This window comes from Pseudomonas sp. NyZ201 (assembly GCF_049860765.1).
GTDB classification, from domain to species: domain Bacteria; phylum Pseudomonadota; class Gammaproteobacteria; order Pseudomonadales; family Pseudomonadaceae; genus Aquipseudomonas; species Aquipseudomonas bharatica.
This window is the reverse complement of the sequence record NZ_CP187557.1, coordinates 17,846-32,968: the sequence shown is the minus strand read 5'-3', so window position 1 is coordinate 32,968 and position 15,123 is coordinate 17,846. Positions and strand designations below refer to the sequence as shown.

The 15,123-nt window shown below is 64.8% G+C and carries 15 protein-coding genes; 9 read left to right on the top strand and 6 right to left on the bottom strand.

Going from position 1 to position 15,123, the window contains the following annotated elements; all coding sequences use genetic code 11:
* Positions 1-18 precede the first annotated feature (18 nt).
* Positions 19-348, bottom strand: a complete 330-nt coding sequence (locus ACPFMA_RS00145) for a DOPA 4,5-dioxygenase family protein (RefSeq protein WP_009401812.1) — start codon at positions 346-348, stop codon at positions 19-21.
* 37 nt (positions 349-385) lie between these two features.
* Positions 386-1,300: a choline sulfate utilization transcriptional regulator gene (locus ACPFMA_RS00140; protein ID WP_420058507.1), complete on the bottom strand. Its 915-nt coding sequence runs from the start codon at positions 1,298-1,300 to the stop codon at positions 386-388.
* 113 nt (positions 1,301-1,413) lie between these two features.
* On the opposite strand from ACPFMA_RS00140, the gene betC reads away from it, so the two are divergent.
* The 3 genes from betC to ACPFMA_RS00125 all read left to right on the top strand — a co-directional run bounded on the left by betC (position 1,414) and on the right by ACPFMA_RS00125 (position 5,508).
* A complete protein-coding gene (gene betC / locus ACPFMA_RS00135) occupies positions 1,414-2,925 on the top strand; it encodes a choline-sulfatase (protein ID WP_425929485.1) in 1,512 nt (503 codons plus the stop codon).
* A gap of 17 nt (positions 2,926-2,942) precedes the next feature.
* A complete protein-coding gene (gene choX / locus ACPFMA_RS00130; RefSeq protein WP_425929484.1) occupies positions 2,943-3,866 on the top strand; it encodes a choline ABC transporter substrate-binding protein in 924 nt (307 codons plus the stop codon).
* A gap of 70 nt (positions 3,867-3,936) precedes the next feature.
* On the top strand, positions 3,937-5,508 hold the full coding sequence (locus tag ACPFMA_RS00125; RefSeq protein WP_420058505.1) for a SulP family inorganic anion transporter: 1,572 nt from the start codon (positions 3,937-3,939) through the stop codon (positions 5,506-5,508).
* 91 nt (positions 5,509-5,599) lie between these two features.
* Here the strand turns inward: ACPFMA_RS00125 and aroE are convergent, their stop codons facing one another.
* Together aroE and hemF are read right to left on the bottom strand one after the other, a co-directional pair.
* On the bottom strand, positions 5,600-6,424 hold the full coding sequence (gene aroE / locus ACPFMA_RS00120; RefSeq protein ID WP_425929483.1) for a shikimate dehydrogenase: 825 nt from the start codon (positions 6,422-6,424) through the stop codon (positions 5,600-5,602).
* 56 nt (positions 6,425-6,480) lie between these two features.
* On the bottom strand, positions 6,481-7,407 hold the full coding sequence (gene hemF / locus ACPFMA_RS00115; protein ID WP_425929482.1) for an oxygen-dependent coproporphyrinogen oxidase: 927 nt from the start codon (positions 7,405-7,407) through the stop codon (positions 6,481-6,483).
* Positions 7,408-7,561: 154 nt separating this feature from the next.
* Between hemF and ACPFMA_RS00110 the strand changes: the two genes are divergently transcribed.
* Positions 7,562-8,539, top strand: coding sequence for an NADPH:quinone reductase (locus ACPFMA_RS00110; protein WP_425929481.1), 978 nt, complete (start codon positions 7,562-7,564; stop codon positions 8,537-8,539).
* Between the two features lie 119 nt (positions 8,540-8,658).
* Here ACPFMA_RS00110 and ACPFMA_RS00105 read toward each other — a convergent pair whose 3' ends face one another.
* Together ACPFMA_RS00105 and dprA are read right to left on the bottom strand one after the other, a co-directional pair.
* Positions 8,659-9,216 (bottom strand): L-threonylcarbamoyladenylate synthase, encoded by a 558-nt coding sequence (locus ACPFMA_RS00105; protein WP_064302142.1) that lies wholly within the window; start codon positions 9,214-9,216, stop codon positions 8,659-8,661.
* A 37-nt stretch (positions 9,217-9,253) separates the two neighbouring features.
* Positions 9,254-10,351, bottom strand: coding sequence for a DNA-processing protein DprA (gene dprA / locus ACPFMA_RS00100; RefSeq protein WP_425929480.1), 1,098 nt, complete (start codon positions 10,349-10,351; stop codon positions 9,254-9,256).
* Between the two features lie 197 nt (positions 10,352-10,548).
* Here dprA and def point away from each other — a divergent pair, with 197 nt between their 5' ends.
* From def to ACPFMA_RS00075, 5 genes are read left to right on the top strand one after another with little or no spacing between them, the layout of a single operon-like run.
* The gene (gene def / locus ACPFMA_RS00095) at positions 10,549-11,055 is read left to right on the top strand and encodes a peptide deformylase (protein WP_009401839.1); all 507 of its coding nucleotides are present in this window, start codon (positions 10,549-10,551) and stop codon (positions 11,053-11,055) included.
* A 58-nt stretch (positions 11,056-11,113) separates the two neighbouring features.
* Positions 11,114-12,046 (top strand): methionyl-tRNA formyltransferase, encoded by a 933-nt coding sequence (gene fmt, locus ACPFMA_RS00090; RefSeq protein WP_425929479.1) that lies wholly within the window; start codon positions 11,114-11,116, stop codon positions 12,044-12,046.
* Positions 12,043-13,353 (top strand): 16S rRNA (cytosine(967)-C(5))-methyltransferase RsmB, encoded by a 1,311-nt coding sequence (gene rsmB, locus ACPFMA_RS00085; RefSeq protein ID WP_425929478.1) that lies wholly within the window; start codon positions 12,043-12,045, stop codon positions 13,351-13,353. Before fmt ends, rsmB begins: the two co-directional genes overlap by 4 nt.
* Positions 13,354-13,373: 20 nt before the next feature.
* Positions 13,374-14,747 carry a Trk system potassium transporter TrkA gene (trkA, locus tag ACPFMA_RS00080; protein WP_064302146.1) on the top strand — a complete coding sequence of 458 codons (1,374 nt, stop codon included), beginning with the start codon at positions 13,374-13,376 and terminating at the stop codon, positions 14,745-14,747.
* Between the two features lie 11 nt (positions 14,748-14,758).
* Complete coding sequence (locus tag ACPFMA_RS00075) at positions 14,759-15,073, top strand: tetratricopeptide repeat protein (protein WP_420058499.1); 315 nt, start codon at positions 14,759-14,761, stop codon at positions 15,071-15,073.
* Positions 15,074-15,123: the final 50 nt, after the last annotated feature.

Sequence of the window (15,123 nt, the reverse complement as noted above, 5' to 3'; positions counted from 1 at the left end):
AGGCCCGAAGAGTGAAGATCACTCGAAGATCGACAGGTCCAGCGGCCTGACATCCCCCATCCAGATCGCATGGTCCCGGTGGTCCGCCAGCTCATCCCCGGTCAGCGGATGCAGGAACACCACCAAACCCTTCCGATACAGCGCCAGCCACGGCAACACCACCCCGATCAACTCCGGCGCGAACGCCAACTGGCAGCTCCAGTCCGGATGCGGCCCTACCGGCTGCCGGTGCATGCGGCCCATGGTCACCGGAAACAGCTGCGCCGTTTCCTCGCACAGCGCCCGCGCCTGCTCGAAGGTGCTGGCGTCGTAATAAACATGGGCGTGATAGCCCTTGATCCTTTCCACTCTCACTCCTGAATCACGCAAACCGACCGGACCGGGACTATACCGGTTGCCGGGATTGTTCTTCACCCAGCCAATCGACGAATCGCTCGACCAGCGTACTACGCCTTTTACGGAAAGGACGTACTACGTAGTATCCATTTTCAGAACGAATAGACGTAGCCAGCGGTCTGCACAGCAAGCCTTGGTCGAGCAGGGCATCGACGAGATAACGCCAGCCGATCGCTACGCCCTGGCCGGCGATCGCGGCCTGGATCAGCAAGGTGTAATTGTCGAAGCGCAAGGGGCCGGGGCTGGGCGGACCGGGCAACTCCAGCTCGCGGAACACGCCATTCCAGTCGAACCAGCGGCTCGCCGACTCACCGCGCAGGTGCAGCAAGGGCAGCTTCGACAAGGCCTGTGGCGCCAGCGGAAGCTGCATTCCATCCAGCAAACGCGGGCTGCAAACCGGAAAAACCTCTTCGTCGAACAGCCATGTACTCTCGCCCTGGCGAAAACGACCGTCGCCGAACAGCACCGCCACATCGATATCCGGCCGCAACATGGCCTGGCTTCGCTCGCTGGTGACCAGGCTTACATCGACCTGCGGCCAGGCGGCGTGGAAACGCTGTAGGCGGGGCATCAGCCAGTAGGCGGCGAAGGCAAAATCCGTGGCCACCCGCAGCACTTCGTGCTGGTCACGACCGGCAACCAGGGCCACGCCAGCATCGATATCGAGCATGCCCATGTGTACGTGCTCGTACAGCAGTACACCGGCTTCGGTCAGTTCTATGCCGCGGTAGATCCGGTCGAACAGGCGCGCGCCCAGCCGCGCTTCAAGGCGCTTGATCTGCTGGCTCACCGCCGGCTGGGTGGTACCCAGTTCCACCGCCGCTGCTGTGAAGCTGTGCAGGCGGGCGGCCGCCTCGAATACCCGCAATACGTCGAGAGATAACCCGTCCAAGGCCTCAAACATAAGCTCAGCTAATCCCAGTCATTGCCCGGCATGGGCTTTACCCAAGTTATGCACAGCCGCACTCTGGATTCCAGCTGCTTCCCATAACTCCTGACCATGGAATGCCGTGACCTATGAACGCCCGGAACATTCTTTTCATCATGGCCGACCAGATGGCAGCGCCGCTGCTGCCAATCTACGGGCCATCGCCGATCAAGATGCCCAACCTGGAGCGCCTGGCCGCCGAAGCGGTGGTATTCGATTCGGCCTACTGCAACAGCCCGCTATGTGCGCCGTCGCGTTTCACCCTGGTCAGCGGCCAGTTGCCGAGCAAGATCGGCGCCTACGACAACGCGGCCGATTTCCCTGCCGACATTCCCACCTACGCTCACTACCTGCGCCGCCTCGGCTACCGCACCGCGTTGTCGGGCAAGATGCACTTCTGCGGCCCGGACCAGTTGCACGGCTACGAGGAGCGCCTGACCAGCGATATCTACCCGGCGGACTACGGCTGGAGCGTGAACTGGGACGCTCCGGAGCATCGCCCAAGCTGGTACCACAACATGTCCTCGGTGCTGCAGGCCGGGCCTTGCGTGCGCACCAACCAGCTGGACTTCGACGAGGAGGTAGTGTTCAAGGCGCAGCAATACCTCTACGACCACGTGCGTGAAAGCGGCGAACGGCCGTTCTGCCTGACGGTGTCCATGACCCATCCCCACGACCCGTACACCATTCCCAAGGCGTTCTGGGACCTCTACAGCGACGACGCCATCCCGATGCCCCACGTGCCGTTCACCCAGGACCAGCTCGACCCGCATTCCCGGCGCCTGCTCAAGGTCTACGACCTGTGGGACAAGCCGCTGCCGGTGGAGAAGATCCGCGACGCCCGACGCGCCTATTTCGGCGCCTGCAGCTATATCGACGCCAATATCGGCAAGCTGCTGGCGACCCTCGAGGAAACCGGCCTGGCCAAGGACACCCTGATCGTTTTCTCCGGCGACCACGGCGACATGCTTGGCGAGCGCGGGCTCTGGTACAAGATGCACTGGTTCGAGATGTCCGCCCGGGTGCCGCTGCTGGTGCACGCCCCGGGGCAATTTGCGCCGGGCCGGGTCGGTGCCTCGGTGTCTACCTGTGACCTGCTGCCGACGTTGGTCGAGCTGGCCGGCGGCCGGGTCGAAGACAATTTGCCAATGGATGGGCGTTCGCTGCTCGGCCATTTGCAAGGTGACGGCGGTCATGACGAGGTAATCGGTGAATACATGGCCGAGGGCACCATCGGTCCGCTGATGATGATCCGCCGCGGGCCGTGGAAATTCATCTACAGCGAAGACGATCCCTGCCTGCTCTACAACCTCGACCGGGACCCGCGCGAACTCGACAACCTGGCCACCCATCCGCAGCAGGCCGAGCGGGTCGCTGCCTTCCTCGAGGAAGCGCGCCAGCGCTGGAATATCCCTCAACTGCGCGAGCAGGTCCTGGCCAGCCAGCGTCGTCGCCGCTTCGTGGCGGGTGCGCTGTCCAGCGGCAGGCTCAAGAGCTGGGACCACCAGCCCATGGTCGACGCCAGCCAGCAGTACATGCGCAACCACATCGATCTCGACGATCTCGAACGCAAGGCACGTTATCCACAACCAAGCCATTAACCATCCGAGGACTGAGCATGAAAGGGTTATCCACAAGCGTTATCGCGGTTGTATGTACCCTCGTTGCCGGTGCCGTGCAGGCCGACGACAGCAAGTGCGACACAGTGAAGATGGCCGACCCGGGCTGGAGCGATATCGCTGCCACCAACGCCGTGGCCCGGGTGCTGCTGGAAGGCGCGGGCTACCAGGTCAAGGTCGATGCACTGGCGGTGCCGATCATCTATGGCGGGCTCAAGGACGGGCTGGTGGATGCCTTCCTCGGCAACTGGATGCCGGCGCAGCAGGGCTTTCATGACAAGTTCGTCGCCAGCGGCGAGGTCAACCGACTGGCGCGAAACCTCGAAGGTACCGAGTTCACCCTGGCCGTGCCGGAGTACGTCTGGGCGTCCGGCGTGAAGGACTTTGCCGATCTGCACAAGCGCGCCGGCGAGTTCGACAGCAAACTCTACGGCATCGGCTCCGGCGCCCCGGCCAACCTCTCGTTGCAATCGATCATCGACAAGAACGAGTTCAATCTCGGCGGCTGGAAGCTGGTGGAATCCAGCGAGCAGGCGATGCTGGCGCAGGTACAGCGGGCCGTTAAGCGCGAGAAGCCGATTGTCTTCCTCGGCTGGACCCCGCACCCGATGAACGTGCAATTGAAGATGCGTTATCTCACCGGGGGTGAGAAGTGGTTCGGCAGCAGCGGCAGCGTCTACACCCTGACCCGCAAGGGTTATGCACAAGCCTGCCCGAACCCGGCGAAACTGCTGGCCAACCTGAACTTCAGCCTGGACATGGAAAACACCATCATGGCCAGCGTGGTGGAAAGCAAGGTCAGCTACGAGGACGCGGCCAAGGCCTGGATCCGCGCCAATCCGGGCGCGCTGGATGGCTGGTTGCAAGGCGTCACGACCCGCGACGGCGGTGACGCCCTGGCTGCGGTGAAAGCGAAACTCTGAGTCGCCCCGGCTTGCACCGGCAAGCCGGAACCTCCACCCTGAACGGCTTCCATCGGAGAATGAGCGCCCCATGGCCTGGCCCGACCGCCACCGACTCCTACCCTTCCTGCGCTGGCTGCCCCGGCAAAACCGCAGCAGCATCCGCCGCGACCTGCTGGTGGGCCTGAGCGGCGCGATCCTGGCACTGCCGCAATCCATCGCCTATGCGTTGATCGCCGGCCTGCCCGCCGAATACGGACTGTACGCCGCCATCGTACCGGTGCTGGTCGCCTGCCTGTGGGGCTCTTCCTGGCACCTGATCTGCGGCCCGACGGCAGCCATCTCCATCGTCCTCTACGCTGCCGTTAGCCCGATGGCCGTGCCCGGCAGCAGCGACTACATCACCCTGATCCTGCTCCTGACTTTCCTTGGCGGCGTGTTCCAGTGGTTGCTGGGCCTGCTGCGCTTCGGTGCATTGGTCAACTTCGTCTCGCATTCAGTGGTGATCGGCTTTACCTGTGGCGCCGCCGTGGTGATCGCCCTCGGCCAGCTGCCGAGCCTGCTGGGCCTCGACCTGGAAAGCCAGGCCACGGCGCTGCGCGCGCTGCAAAGCTTGCTGGCCCATGTGGGCGAGATCGATGGCCCGTCACTGGCATTGGGACTTGGCACGATGCTCACCGGATTGGGCATCAAGCTTCTGCGCCCGCGCTGGCCAGCCCTGTTGATAAGTTTGCTGGCGTCCACGCTACTGGTACTGGCCTGGCCGGCGGTGTTCGGCCACGTCGCCCTGGTACCGGCTTTCGCCGGCAAGCTGCCGCCGCTCAGCCCACTGCCGCTGTGGGATCTGGAAATGATCCTGCGCCTGCTGCCCGGCGCCGTGGCGGTGGGCATGCTGGGGCTGGTTACCAGCCTGTCCATCGCCCGTTCGCTGTCGATCCGTTCAGAGCAACTGATCGACGCCAACCAGGAGATTCGTGCCCAAGGCCTGTCGAACATGGTTGGCGCCTGGTTCTCGGGGTACTTGTCCTCGGGATCGTTCACCCGCTCCGGCCTGAGCTATGACGCTGGCGCCCGGTCTCCGCTGGCAGGGGTGTTCTCGGCACTTTGGGTGGCACTGTTCGCCGTGGCCGGTGCGCAACTGATCGCGCATATCCCGATCCCGGCCATGGCCGGCAGCATCCTGCTGATCTGCTGGGGCCTGGTCGATCACCGTGCGATTCGCGCGCTGTACCGGGTCAGCCGGCCGGAATTCGTGGTCATGACGCTCACCTTCCTTGCCACCCTGCTGCTGGAACTGCAAACGGCCATCTACGCCGGCGTGCTGGCCTCGCTGTTCTTCTACCTCAAGCGCACCTCGCAGCCACGGGTGCAGCAGCTGCGTGAAGGCGACGCGGACGTGCTGCGCGTCGGCGGCTCGATCTTCTTCGGCGCCAGCCATTACCTTCAGGTCCGCCTGCAGCGCTGCCAGGCGTCAGACGTGGTCATCGATGCACGGCAGATCAACTTCATCGACTACTCCGGAGTGGAGATGCTGCATCAGGAAGCGCGGCGCTTGCGACGACAGGGCAGGCAACTGGTCTTGCGCCGGGCACGGCCGCAGGTGGTGGAGGAACTACAGAAGCTGGAAGGGGTGGAGGGGTGTCCGATCAGGTTCGAGGAGTAACGCTTCGCTGGAAAATTGGGGTTTAGCGGCCCTTCGCGGCGGTTCGGCGGACCGACAAGCCACGCTCCTGCAAGGGCCGAGGCAGGTCTGGTCAAGCCCGCGCCAGTTGCCGCCGCAGTTCCGCCAGCACCGGCGCAGTATCCGGGCGCACTCCGCGCCAGATGAAGAATGCTTCCGCCGCCTGCTCCGCCAGCATCCCCAAGCCATCCAGCACCTGCACCGCGCCATGTTCGTGCGCCCAGACGCAGAATGGCGTCGGCTCCTTGCCGTACATCATGTCGTAGCACACGGTGTGCCCTGGCAGGATCAGGCCCGGGTCGATCGGCGGCAGTTCGCCGGCGAGGCTGGCCGAGGTGGCGTTGATGATCAGGTCCACCGGCTCCTTCAGCCAGCTGAAACCACTGGCCGCGACCGGACCGAGGTCGGCGAATTCGCGGGCCAGTTGCTCGGCCTTTTCCACCGTGCGGTTGGCGATCACCAGCGACGCCGGATTGTGCGCCAGCAGGGGTTCGAGCACGCCACGCACAGCACCGCCGGCACCGAGCAGGAGGATGCGCTTGCCGGCCAGTTCGACCCCGGCGTTGACCGTCAGGTCACGCACCAGCCCGGCGCCGTCGGTATTGTCGCCCTGCAGGCTGCCGTCGGCCTGGCGGCTGAGGGTATTGACCGCGCCAGCGCGCCTGGCCCGTGGCGTCAGGCTGTCGACCATGCGGAAGGCTTCTTCCTTGAACGGCACGGTGACGTTGGCGCCCAGGCCTTGCTTGAAGAAACCCAGGGCGCAGGCGGTAAAGTCGTCGAGCGGGGCCAGCAGGGTGTCGTATTCGAGTTCTTCACCGGTCTGGGCGGCGAACAACCGATGAATCAGCGGCGACTTGCTGTGGCCGATGGGATTGCCGAATACAACGTACTGGTCCATTCATGCGCTTCCTGAATCAGGCCCGGCGACCGGGCAAACGGGTGTGCACAATGGGCTCAGTGCCCGCTGTTGTCCAGACCCAGCCAGTCACGATCGGTGAGGAAATACTCGGTCAGGCGCGCCTCGGCACTGCCCGGCGCCGGCCTCCAGTCGTAGCCCCAGCGCACCTGCGGCGGCAGCGACATGAGGATGGATTCGGTACGCCCGCCGGACTGCAGGCCGAACAGGGTGCCGCGGTCGTAGACCAGGTTGAACTCGACGTATCGGCCGCGACGGTACTCCTGGAATTCGCGCTGCTCGGCGGTATACGCATCGTGCTTGCGGCGCTGGACGATCGGCAGGTAGGCGTCGATATAGGCGTCGCCGATGGCGCGGATGAAGGCGAAGCAGGTGTCGAAGTCCCATTCGTTCAGGTCGTCGAAGAACAGGCCGCCGATGCCGCGCGGCTCGCCACGGTGCTTGAGGTGGAAATAGCGGTCGCACCAGGCCTTGTAGCGCGGGTAGACGTCTGCACCGAACGGCGCGCAGGCCTGCTCGGCGACGCGGTGCCAGTGCACGCAGTCTTCCTCGTTGCCGTAGTACGGGGTCAGGTCGAAGCCGCCGCCGAACCACCAGACGGCTTCTTCGCCTTCCTTCTCGGCTATGAAGAAGCGCACGTTGGCGTGGGAAGTCGGCACATGCGGGTTGTGCGGATGGATCACCAGCGACACGCCGAGGGCTTCGAAGCCACGGCCGGCCAGTTCCGGACGGTGGGCGCTGGCAGAAGGTGGCAGGCCGCTGCCGAACACATGGGAGAAGTTGACGCCGCCTTTCTCGATGACCTTGCCATCGCCGATCACCCGGGTGCGCCCGCCGCCACCGGCTTCGCGGGTCCAGGCGTCCTCGACGAAGCGGGCACCGCCGTCTTCGTTTTCCAGGGCAGCGCAAATCCGGTCTTGCAGGTCGAGCAGGTAGGCTTTCACGGCCTCGGTGCGGCTAGTCATCAGGTCACCTTGAAGCGGGCTTGGGCCGGCCCGGGCGGGATCCGGCGGAAAATTCGCCGCGTAGCATACCACCGTGCATGTGCCCGCCGTAGTTGACGGCGGTCAAGCAAAAGGCGTCCGATAGGCCCTTTCCCGACGTCTCAGGAGAGAGCAGATGGCCAAGCGTATCCAGTTCAACCAGCATGGCGGCCCCGAGGTACTGACCCTGGTCGAATTCGAGCCCAAGGCGCCCGCAGCGGGCAATGTCCTCGTGCGTAACCACGCCATCGGTCTGAATTTCATCGATACCTATTTCCGCAGCGGCCTGTACGCTCCGCCGAGCCTGCCGTCGGGCCTGGGTACCGAAGGTGCCGGGGTGGTCGAGGCGGTGGGCGAGGGCGTGAGCCGCTTCAAGGTGGGTGATCGCGTGGCTTATGCCGGTGGTCCGCTGGGCGCCTATAGCGAACTGCATGAGCTGCCGGCGAACAACCTGGTGGCGTTGCCGCAGAGCATCAGCTTCGAGGACGCCGCAGCGGTGTTGCTCAAGGGCCTGACCGTGCAGTACCTGCTGCGCCAGACCTATGACGTGCAGCCGGGCGAGATCATCCTGTTCCATGCCGCAGCCGGCGGCGTCGGTTCACTGGCCTGCCAGTGGGCCAAGGCGATTGGCGCGAAGCTGATCGGTACCGTGAGCTCGGCGGAAAAGGCCGAGCGCGCCAAGGCCCTGGGTGCCTGGGCGACCATCGACTACAGCCATGAAGACGTAGCGAAGCGGGTCCTGGAACTGACGGATGGCAAGAAATGCAAGGTGGTGTACGACGGCGTCGGCCAGGACACCTGGCTGACCTCGCTGGATTGCCTGGCACCGCGTGGGTTGATGGTCAGCTTCGGCAACGCCTCGGGCGCCGTAACCGGCGTGAACCTGGGGATACTGGCGCAAAAGGGCTCGCTGTACGTGACCCGTCCGACGCTGGCCAGCTACGCCAACAACGCCGAGAACACCCAGGCGATGGCCAACGAGCTGTTCGGGATGATTGCCAGTGGCAAGCTGAAGGTGGATATCCAGCAGCGGTATCCGCTGGCGGACGCGGCGAAAGCGCAAAGTGAGCTGTCGGCGAGGAAGACGGTGGGGTCGACCGTGCTGATTCCCTGATTTTTTGTGGTGCAGCTGATGGCCTCATCGCTGGCAAGCCAGCTCCCACAAGGGGCCTGTGGGAGCTGGCTTGTCGGACCGCCGCACCGCAGCGATAGGGGCATCAGCCGCAGCAAACATCACCCGGCCCGAACCACCTCGCCACTGGCCAGGTCGCGAATCACGCTCGGATTCTTCCTGCCGCCCAGCGCTCCACCCAGCACCAGGTCCAGCTGGCCATGGAAATACTGCTCGACCCGCAACCGGCTCTTTGCCGCCGGGCGTCCTGCCGGGTTGGCCGATGTCGAGACCAGCGGCCCTGTCAGCGAGCACAGGTCCCGCACCAGCGGATGATCACTGACCCGCAGCGCCACCGTGTCATGCACCCCGGTGATCCATTCCGGCAGCAAGCCCTGATGCGGCACCAGCCAGGTGTTCGGCCCGGGCCAGGTAGCGCTCATGCGGTCGATCCAGACATCGGGGAAGTCTTCGAACAGGAAGTCGAACTGACGGATGTTGTCGGCGATCAGGATCAGGCCCTTGTTCACCGAACGCGATTTCAGCGCCAGCAGGCGATCCACCGCCTCCTCGTTCCATGGGTCACAGCCCAGGCCCCAGACCGCTTCGGTCGGATAGGCGATGACCGCTCCGGCCCGGATTTCCCGCGCGGCTTGTTGCGCACGCCAACTGTTCACCATTTCTGTCACTCCGCTTGTAGGCTGCTGCGCAGTGTACTTAGCCAGGGCGGGCAAACCAACGCCCGGCTTCATTGCACACCCGGCCGTCCAGCTCCAGGTCGGTCAATGCCGCCAGCACCTTGGCCAGGCTCTGGCCACTGGCCTGGGCCAGGGCTTCGCTGGTCTGCGGCGCGGCAAGCAAGAGTGCGACAAGAGGGTGAGGCGGCTTGTCCACGGGCGCTGGCGAAAGATTCTGCCAGCCACGCAGGCTTTCGAGGATCTGCTCGATGCTTTCCACCAGCAACGCGCCATCGCGAATCAGCTGATGGCAGCCCTTGGCCCCGGGGTGATGGATAGAGCCGGGAATGGCAAATACCTCGCGCCCCTGTTCCGCCGCCAGACGGGCGGTGATCAGCGAGCCACTGGCCAGGCTCGCTTCCACCACCAGCACGCCGAGGGACAAGCCACTGATGATGCGGTTGCGCCGAGGGAAGTTGCCAGGCTGCGGACCGGCATCCAGTGGAAACTCCGAAACCAGGGCGCTACCGCTCTCCAGCATGCGCCGTGCCAACGCGCGATGGCGCTGTGGATAAAGTTTTTCCAGCCCGCTGCCTAGCACGCCGATCGTCGCACCGCCGGCGTCGATGGCGGCCTGGTGCGCGGCCCCGTCGATACCCAGTGCGAGCCCGCTGGTGATGACAAAACCAGCCTTGGCCAGGCTGCGGGAAAAGGCCGCTGCAGTGCCCAGCGCAGGTGGAGTAGCGCGTCGACTGCCGATGACTGCCAGTTGAGGTTTATCCACAAGGGCGAGGTTTCCAGCGACGAACAGAAGCGGCGGCGGATCCGGGATTTCCGCAAGCAGGGCGGGGTAGCCGGGGTCGTCCCACATCAGTAAATGCTGGCCGGGCTGCTCTAGCCAGCGCATTGCAGCGCCAGCGCCGTCACGCACTTCGGCACAGCGCCGCGCTTCGTGGGCTGCCCGCGGCAGACCCAGCGCCGACCAGGCCGCTGCCGGCGCACTGAGCGCGGCCGAAGCACTGCCGAACACCTGAATCAATTTGCAGAAGCGTTGTGCGCCGATCTCGGGCAGCCGCTGTAAACGCAATCGCGCTTCCAGCTCGGCAGGGGGACAGACGGTAAATTCAGCGCAAGACATAAGACCATCCTTGATCTTTGGTGAGCCGCCCACACTTCACAACCTGTGGATAACTCTGTTGATAATGCTTTGAAAACTTTCATCGAAAGCCGGCAATTCAACCCTAGCCGACCTTTTCACAGGTGCCGAACGCGCTGAATCCCTTTATTATGTGCGTTCATGTTTGTCACCCACCGCACAGTGCAGCTCATACGCCTATGGCCATTCTGAACATCCTCGAATTCCCGGACCCGCGCCTTCGCACCATCGCCAAACCGGTGACGGAAGTGGACGACGCCATCCGCCAGTTGGTGGATGACATGTTCGAAACCATGTACGACGCCCCCGGCATCGGCCTGGCCGCTACCCAGGTCAACGTGCACAAGCGTGTGGTGGTCATGGACCTCAGTGAAGATCGCAGCGAGCCGCGGGTGTTCATCAACCCCGAGCTGGAAGAGCTGACCCAGGACATGGGCCAGTACCAGGAAGGCTGCCTGTCGGTCCCCGGGTTCTACGAGAACGTCGACCGTCCCCTGCAAGTCCGGGTCAAGGCCCTGGACCGCGACGGCAAACCCTACGAGCTGATCGCCGAAGGCCTGCTGGCCGTGTGCATCCAGCACGAGTGCGACCACCTCAACGGCAAGCTGTTCGTCGATTACCTGTCGACGCTCAAACGCGACCGCATCAAGAAGAAGCTGGAAAAGCAGCACCGCCAGCAAGCTTGATCCTCCTCATTCCTGAAGGCTTGCTCCGGCAAGCCTTTTTCTTTTAAGCGAGAACTGCATGCGCATCGTCTTCGCGGGCACCCCCGAGTTCGCCGCCGAACACCTCAAGGCCCTGCTGGCCAGCCAGCACGAAATCATTGCCGTCTATACCCAGCCGGACCGCCCGGCCGGGCGCGGACAGAAACTGATGCCGAGCCCGGTCAAGCAACTGGCTGTGGATAACGCTATCCCGGTGCTGCAACCGCCGACCCTGCGCAATGCCGACGCCCAGGCCGAACTGGCCGCACTGAAGCCCGACCTGATGGTGGTGGTGGCCTACGGCCTGATCCTGCCGCAGGTGGTGCTGGATATTCCCAGACACGGCTGCATCAACAGCCACGCCTCCTTGTTGCCGCGCTGGCGCGGCGCGGCGCCGATCCAGCGCGCGGTACAGGCGGGCGACGCCGAAAGCGGCGTGACCGTGATGCGCATGGAAGCCGGGCTGGATACCGGGCCGATGCTGCTCAAGGTGAGTACCCCGATCAGCCCCGAGGACACCGGCGGCAGCCTGCATGACCGCCTTGCCGAACTCGGCCCGCCCGCCGTACTGGAGGCCATTGCCGGGCTCGATGCCGGCACCCTGCCGGGCGAAGTGCAGGATGACGCCCTGGCCACTTATGCACACAAGCTGAACAAGGACGAAGCGCGCCTGGACTGGAGCCGTCCGGCCGACGAACTGGAACGCCTGGTCCGCGCCTTCAACCCTTGGCCGATCTGCCACAGCACCCTCGACGGCGAAACCCTGAAAGTGCTCGCCGCCAAGCCCGCCGAGGGCAAGGGCGCCCCGGGTGAAATCCTCTCGGCGAGCAAGGACGGCCTGATCGTCGCCTGCGGGCAAGGCGCGCTGTGCCTGACCCGCCTGCAATTGCCCGGTGGCAAGGCCCTGAACTTCAGCGATCTGTTCAACAGCCGCCGCGAGAAATTCGCCAGCGGCACGGTGCTCGGCCAATGAACCCGCGTCTGGCTGCCGCCCGCGCCCTGGCCGCCGTGCTCAGCGGCAAGGCCTCGCTGAACAGTTCGCTGCCAGCGCAACTGGACAAGGTCGAGGCCCGTGACCGCGGCCTGGTCCAGGACCTCGCCTTCGGCACTGCACGCTGGCAGCCGCGGTTGTCGGCACTGGCCGAGCGCCTGCTGCAGAAGCCATTCAAGAGCGCCGACGCTGATGTGAATGCGCTGATGCTGGTCGGCCTGTACCAGCTGTTCTACACCCGCGTCCCGGAACATGCTGCCATCGGCGAAACCGTGGGCTGCGCCGACAAACTGAAGAAGCCGTGGGCCAAGGGCCTGCTCAACGCCGTGTTACGCCGTGCACAACGCGAAGGGCAGGCCATCTTCGCCGAGCTGGAGCGCGACCCGGTGGTGCGCACCGCCCACCCGCGCTGGCTGCAGAAATCGCTCAAGGCCTTCTGGGCGGAGCAATGGGAAGCCATCTGCGCCGCCAACAACGCTCATCCGCCGATGATCCTGCGGGTCAACCGCCGCCACCACCACCGCGACGCCTACCTCGGCTTGCTGCGTGACGCCGGTATCGAGGCCGCACCGTGCCGGTTCAGCAGCGACGGCATCGTCCTCGCCGAAGCCTGCGACGTGCGCAACCTGCCCGGTTTCGACCAGGGCTGGATCAGCGTGCAGGACGAAGCGGCGCAACTGGCCGCCGACCTGCTCGAACTGGCTCCCGGCCAACGGGTGCTGGACGCCTGCTGCGCCCCCGGCGGCAAGACCTGCCACCTGCTCGAAGCCGAAGAAAAACTGGCCGGTGTAGTCGCTATCGACCTCGAAGCCAAGCGCCTGACTCGCGTGCGCGAAAACCTCGACCGCCTCGGCCTCGACGCCCAGCTGATCGCCTGCGACGCCCGCGACACCGCCAGCTGGTGGGACGGCAAGGGCTTCCAGCGCATCCTGCTGGACGCGCCCTGCTCGGCTACCGGGGTGATCCGCCGTCACCCGGATATCAAGCTGACCCGCCAGGCCGACGATATCGCCGCCCTCGCCAGCCTCCAGGGCGAACTGCTCGATGCCCTGTGGCCGACCCTGGAAGTGGGCGGCATGCTGCTCTATGCCACCTGCTCGACCCTGCCCACGGAGAACACCGAGGTGATCGCGGCCTTCCTCGACCGCACCCCCGGTGCCCGCGAGCTGGACCTGGCTACCGACGCCGGCATCCGCCAGCCACACGGCCGCCAGCTGCTGGCCCAGGAAGGCGGGCACGACGGTTTCTACTACGCCAAGCTGATCAAGATCGCCGCCGCACGCGGTTAACAGAAAAGGGAAGGGAGCGGATGAAGATCATCATCCTCGGCGCGGGACAGGTCGGCGGCACGCTGGCCGAACACCTGGCCAGCGAAGCCAACGACATCACCGTGGTGGATACCGATGGCGACCGCCTGCGTGACCTGGGCGATCGCCTGGATATCCGCACCGTCCAGGGCCGCGGCTCGTTCCCGACCATCCTGCGCCAGGCCGGCGCCGACGACGCCGACATGCTGGTGGCGGTGACCAACAGCGACGAGACCAACATGGTCGCCTGCCAGGTCGCCTATACGCTGTTCCATACGCCGACCAAGATCGCCCGGGTTCGCGAATCGGCCTACCTGACCCGCGCCGGCCTGTTCGACAACGAAGCCATCCCGGTGGACGTGCTGATCAGCCCGGAGCAGGTGGTCACCCACTACATCAAGCGCCTGATCGAACACCCCGGCGCGTTGCAGGTGATCGACTTCGCCGAGGGCAAGGCCCAGCTGGTGGCGGTCAAGGCCTATTACGGCGGGCCGCTGGTGGGCCAGCAACTGCGCCAGATCCGCGCGCACATGCCCAATGTGGAAACCCGGGTGGCCGCGATCTTCCGACGCGACCGGCCGATCCTGCCGCAGGGCGATACGGTGATCGAGGCTGACGACGAGGTGTTCTTCATCGCCGCCAAGGCCGATATCCGTGCGGTCATGGGCGAACTGCGCCGCCTCGACGAAGGCAACAAGCGTGTGGTCATCGCTGGCGGCGGGCAGATCGGCGAACGCCTGGCCGAGGCCATCGAAAGCCGTTACCAGGTGAAAATCATCGAGATGAGCCCGGCACGTTGCCGCTACCTCTCGGACACCCTCGACAGCACCGTGGTGCTCCAGGGCAGTGCTTCGGACCGCGACCTGCTGCTGGAAGAGAACATCGCCGATGCCGATATCTTCCTGGCCCTGACCAACGACGACGAGGCCAACATCATGTCCTCGCTGCTGGCCAAGCGCCTGGGCGCGCGCAAGGTGATGACCATCATCAACAACCCGGCCTACGTGGACCTGGTGCAGGGCGGCGAGATCGATATCGCCATCAGCCCGCAATTGGCGACCATCGGCACGCTGCTGACCCACGTGCGACGCGGCGATATCGTCAGCGTGCACTCGTTGCGCCGGGGAGCGGCGGAGGCCATCGAGGCGATCGCCCATGGTGACGCGAAGTCGAGCAAGGTGGTCGGCAAGGCCATCGAGGACATCAACCTGCCGCCGGGCACCACCATCGGCGCGATCATCCGTGACGAAGAAGTGCTGATCGCCCACGACGACACGGTGATCCGCACGGGCGACCACGTCATCCTGTTCGTCGTGGACAAGAAGTACATCCGTGACGTGGAAAAGCTGTTCCACGTTGGCCTGACCTTCTTCTAAGGAAAGACACCATGCGCGAATCGCTGGAAAAGATGCTGGCCAAGGGTGTGGATAACGCCCTGCTGCGCTTTGGCCTGGGCAAATCGTGGCTGGACGAGGGCAATGGCGCAGAGGCGGCAGTGCATCTGGCCCGGTGTGTCGAGATGGACCCGAAGTATTCGGCGGCGTGGAAACTGCTCGGCAAGGCGTGGCTGGCGACTGGGGATAACCTGGCGGCACGGGATGCCTGGGAGCGGGGCATCGCGGCGGCGCGGGCTCATGGGGACAAGCAGGCCGAGAAAGAGATGGTGGTGTTTCTCAGGAAACTGGATAAAGCCGGCAATTGAATTCACCGCGCCCCTGTGGGAGCGGGTTCACCCGCGATTGCGATGGTGAA

Coding starts and splice junctions, on each gene's coding strand:
- ACPFMA_RS00140 (WP_420058507.1), bottom strand. CDS start 1,300: ATGTTTGAGGCCTTGGACGGGTTATCTCTCGACGTATTGCGGGTATTC.
- betC (WP_425929485.1), top strand. CDS start 1,414: ATGAACGCCCGGAACATTCTTTTCATCATGGCCGACCAGATGGCAGCG.
- choX (WP_425929484.1), top strand. CDS start 2,943: ATGAAAGGGTTATCCACAAGCGTTATCGCGGTTGTATGTACCCTCGTT.
- ACPFMA_RS00125 (WP_420058505.1), top strand. CDS start 3,937: ATGGCCTGGCCCGACCGCCACCGACTCCTACCCTTCCTGCGCTGGCTG.
- aroE (WP_425929483.1), bottom strand. CDS start 6,424: ATGGACCAGTACGTTGTATTCGGCAATCCCATCGGCCACAGCAAGTCG.
- hemF (WP_425929482.1), bottom strand. CDS start 7,407: ATGACTAGCCGCACCGAGGCCGTGAAAGCCTACCTGCTCGACCTGCAA.
- ACPFMA_RS00110 (WP_425929481.1), top strand. CDS start 7,562: ATGGCCAAGCGTATCCAGTTCAACCAGCATGGCGGCCCCGAGGTACTG.
- ACPFMA_RS00105 (WP_064302142.1), bottom strand. CDS start 9,216: ATGGTGAACAGTTGGCGTGCGCAACAAGCCGCGCGGGAAATCCGGGCC.
- dprA (WP_425929480.1), bottom strand. CDS start 10,351: ATGTCTTGCGCTGAATTTACCGTCTGTCCCCCTGCCGAGCTGGAAGCG.
- def (WP_009401839.1), top strand. CDS start 10,549: ATGGCCATTCTGAACATCCTCGAATTCCCGGACCCGCGCCTTCGCACC.
- fmt (WP_425929479.1), top strand. CDS start 11,114: ATGCGCATCGTCTTCGCGGGCACCCCCGAGTTCGCCGCCGAACACCTC.
- rsmB (WP_425929478.1), top strand. CDS start 12,043: ATGAACCCGCGTCTGGCTGCCGCCCGCGCCCTGGCCGCCGTGCTCAGC.
- trkA (WP_064302146.1), top strand. CDS start 13,374: ATGAAGATCATCATCCTCGGCGCGGGACAGGTCGGCGGCACGCTGGCC.
- ACPFMA_RS00075 (WP_420058499.1), top strand. CDS start 14,759: ATGCGCGAATCGCTGGAAAAGATGCTGGCCAAGGGTGTGGATAACGCC.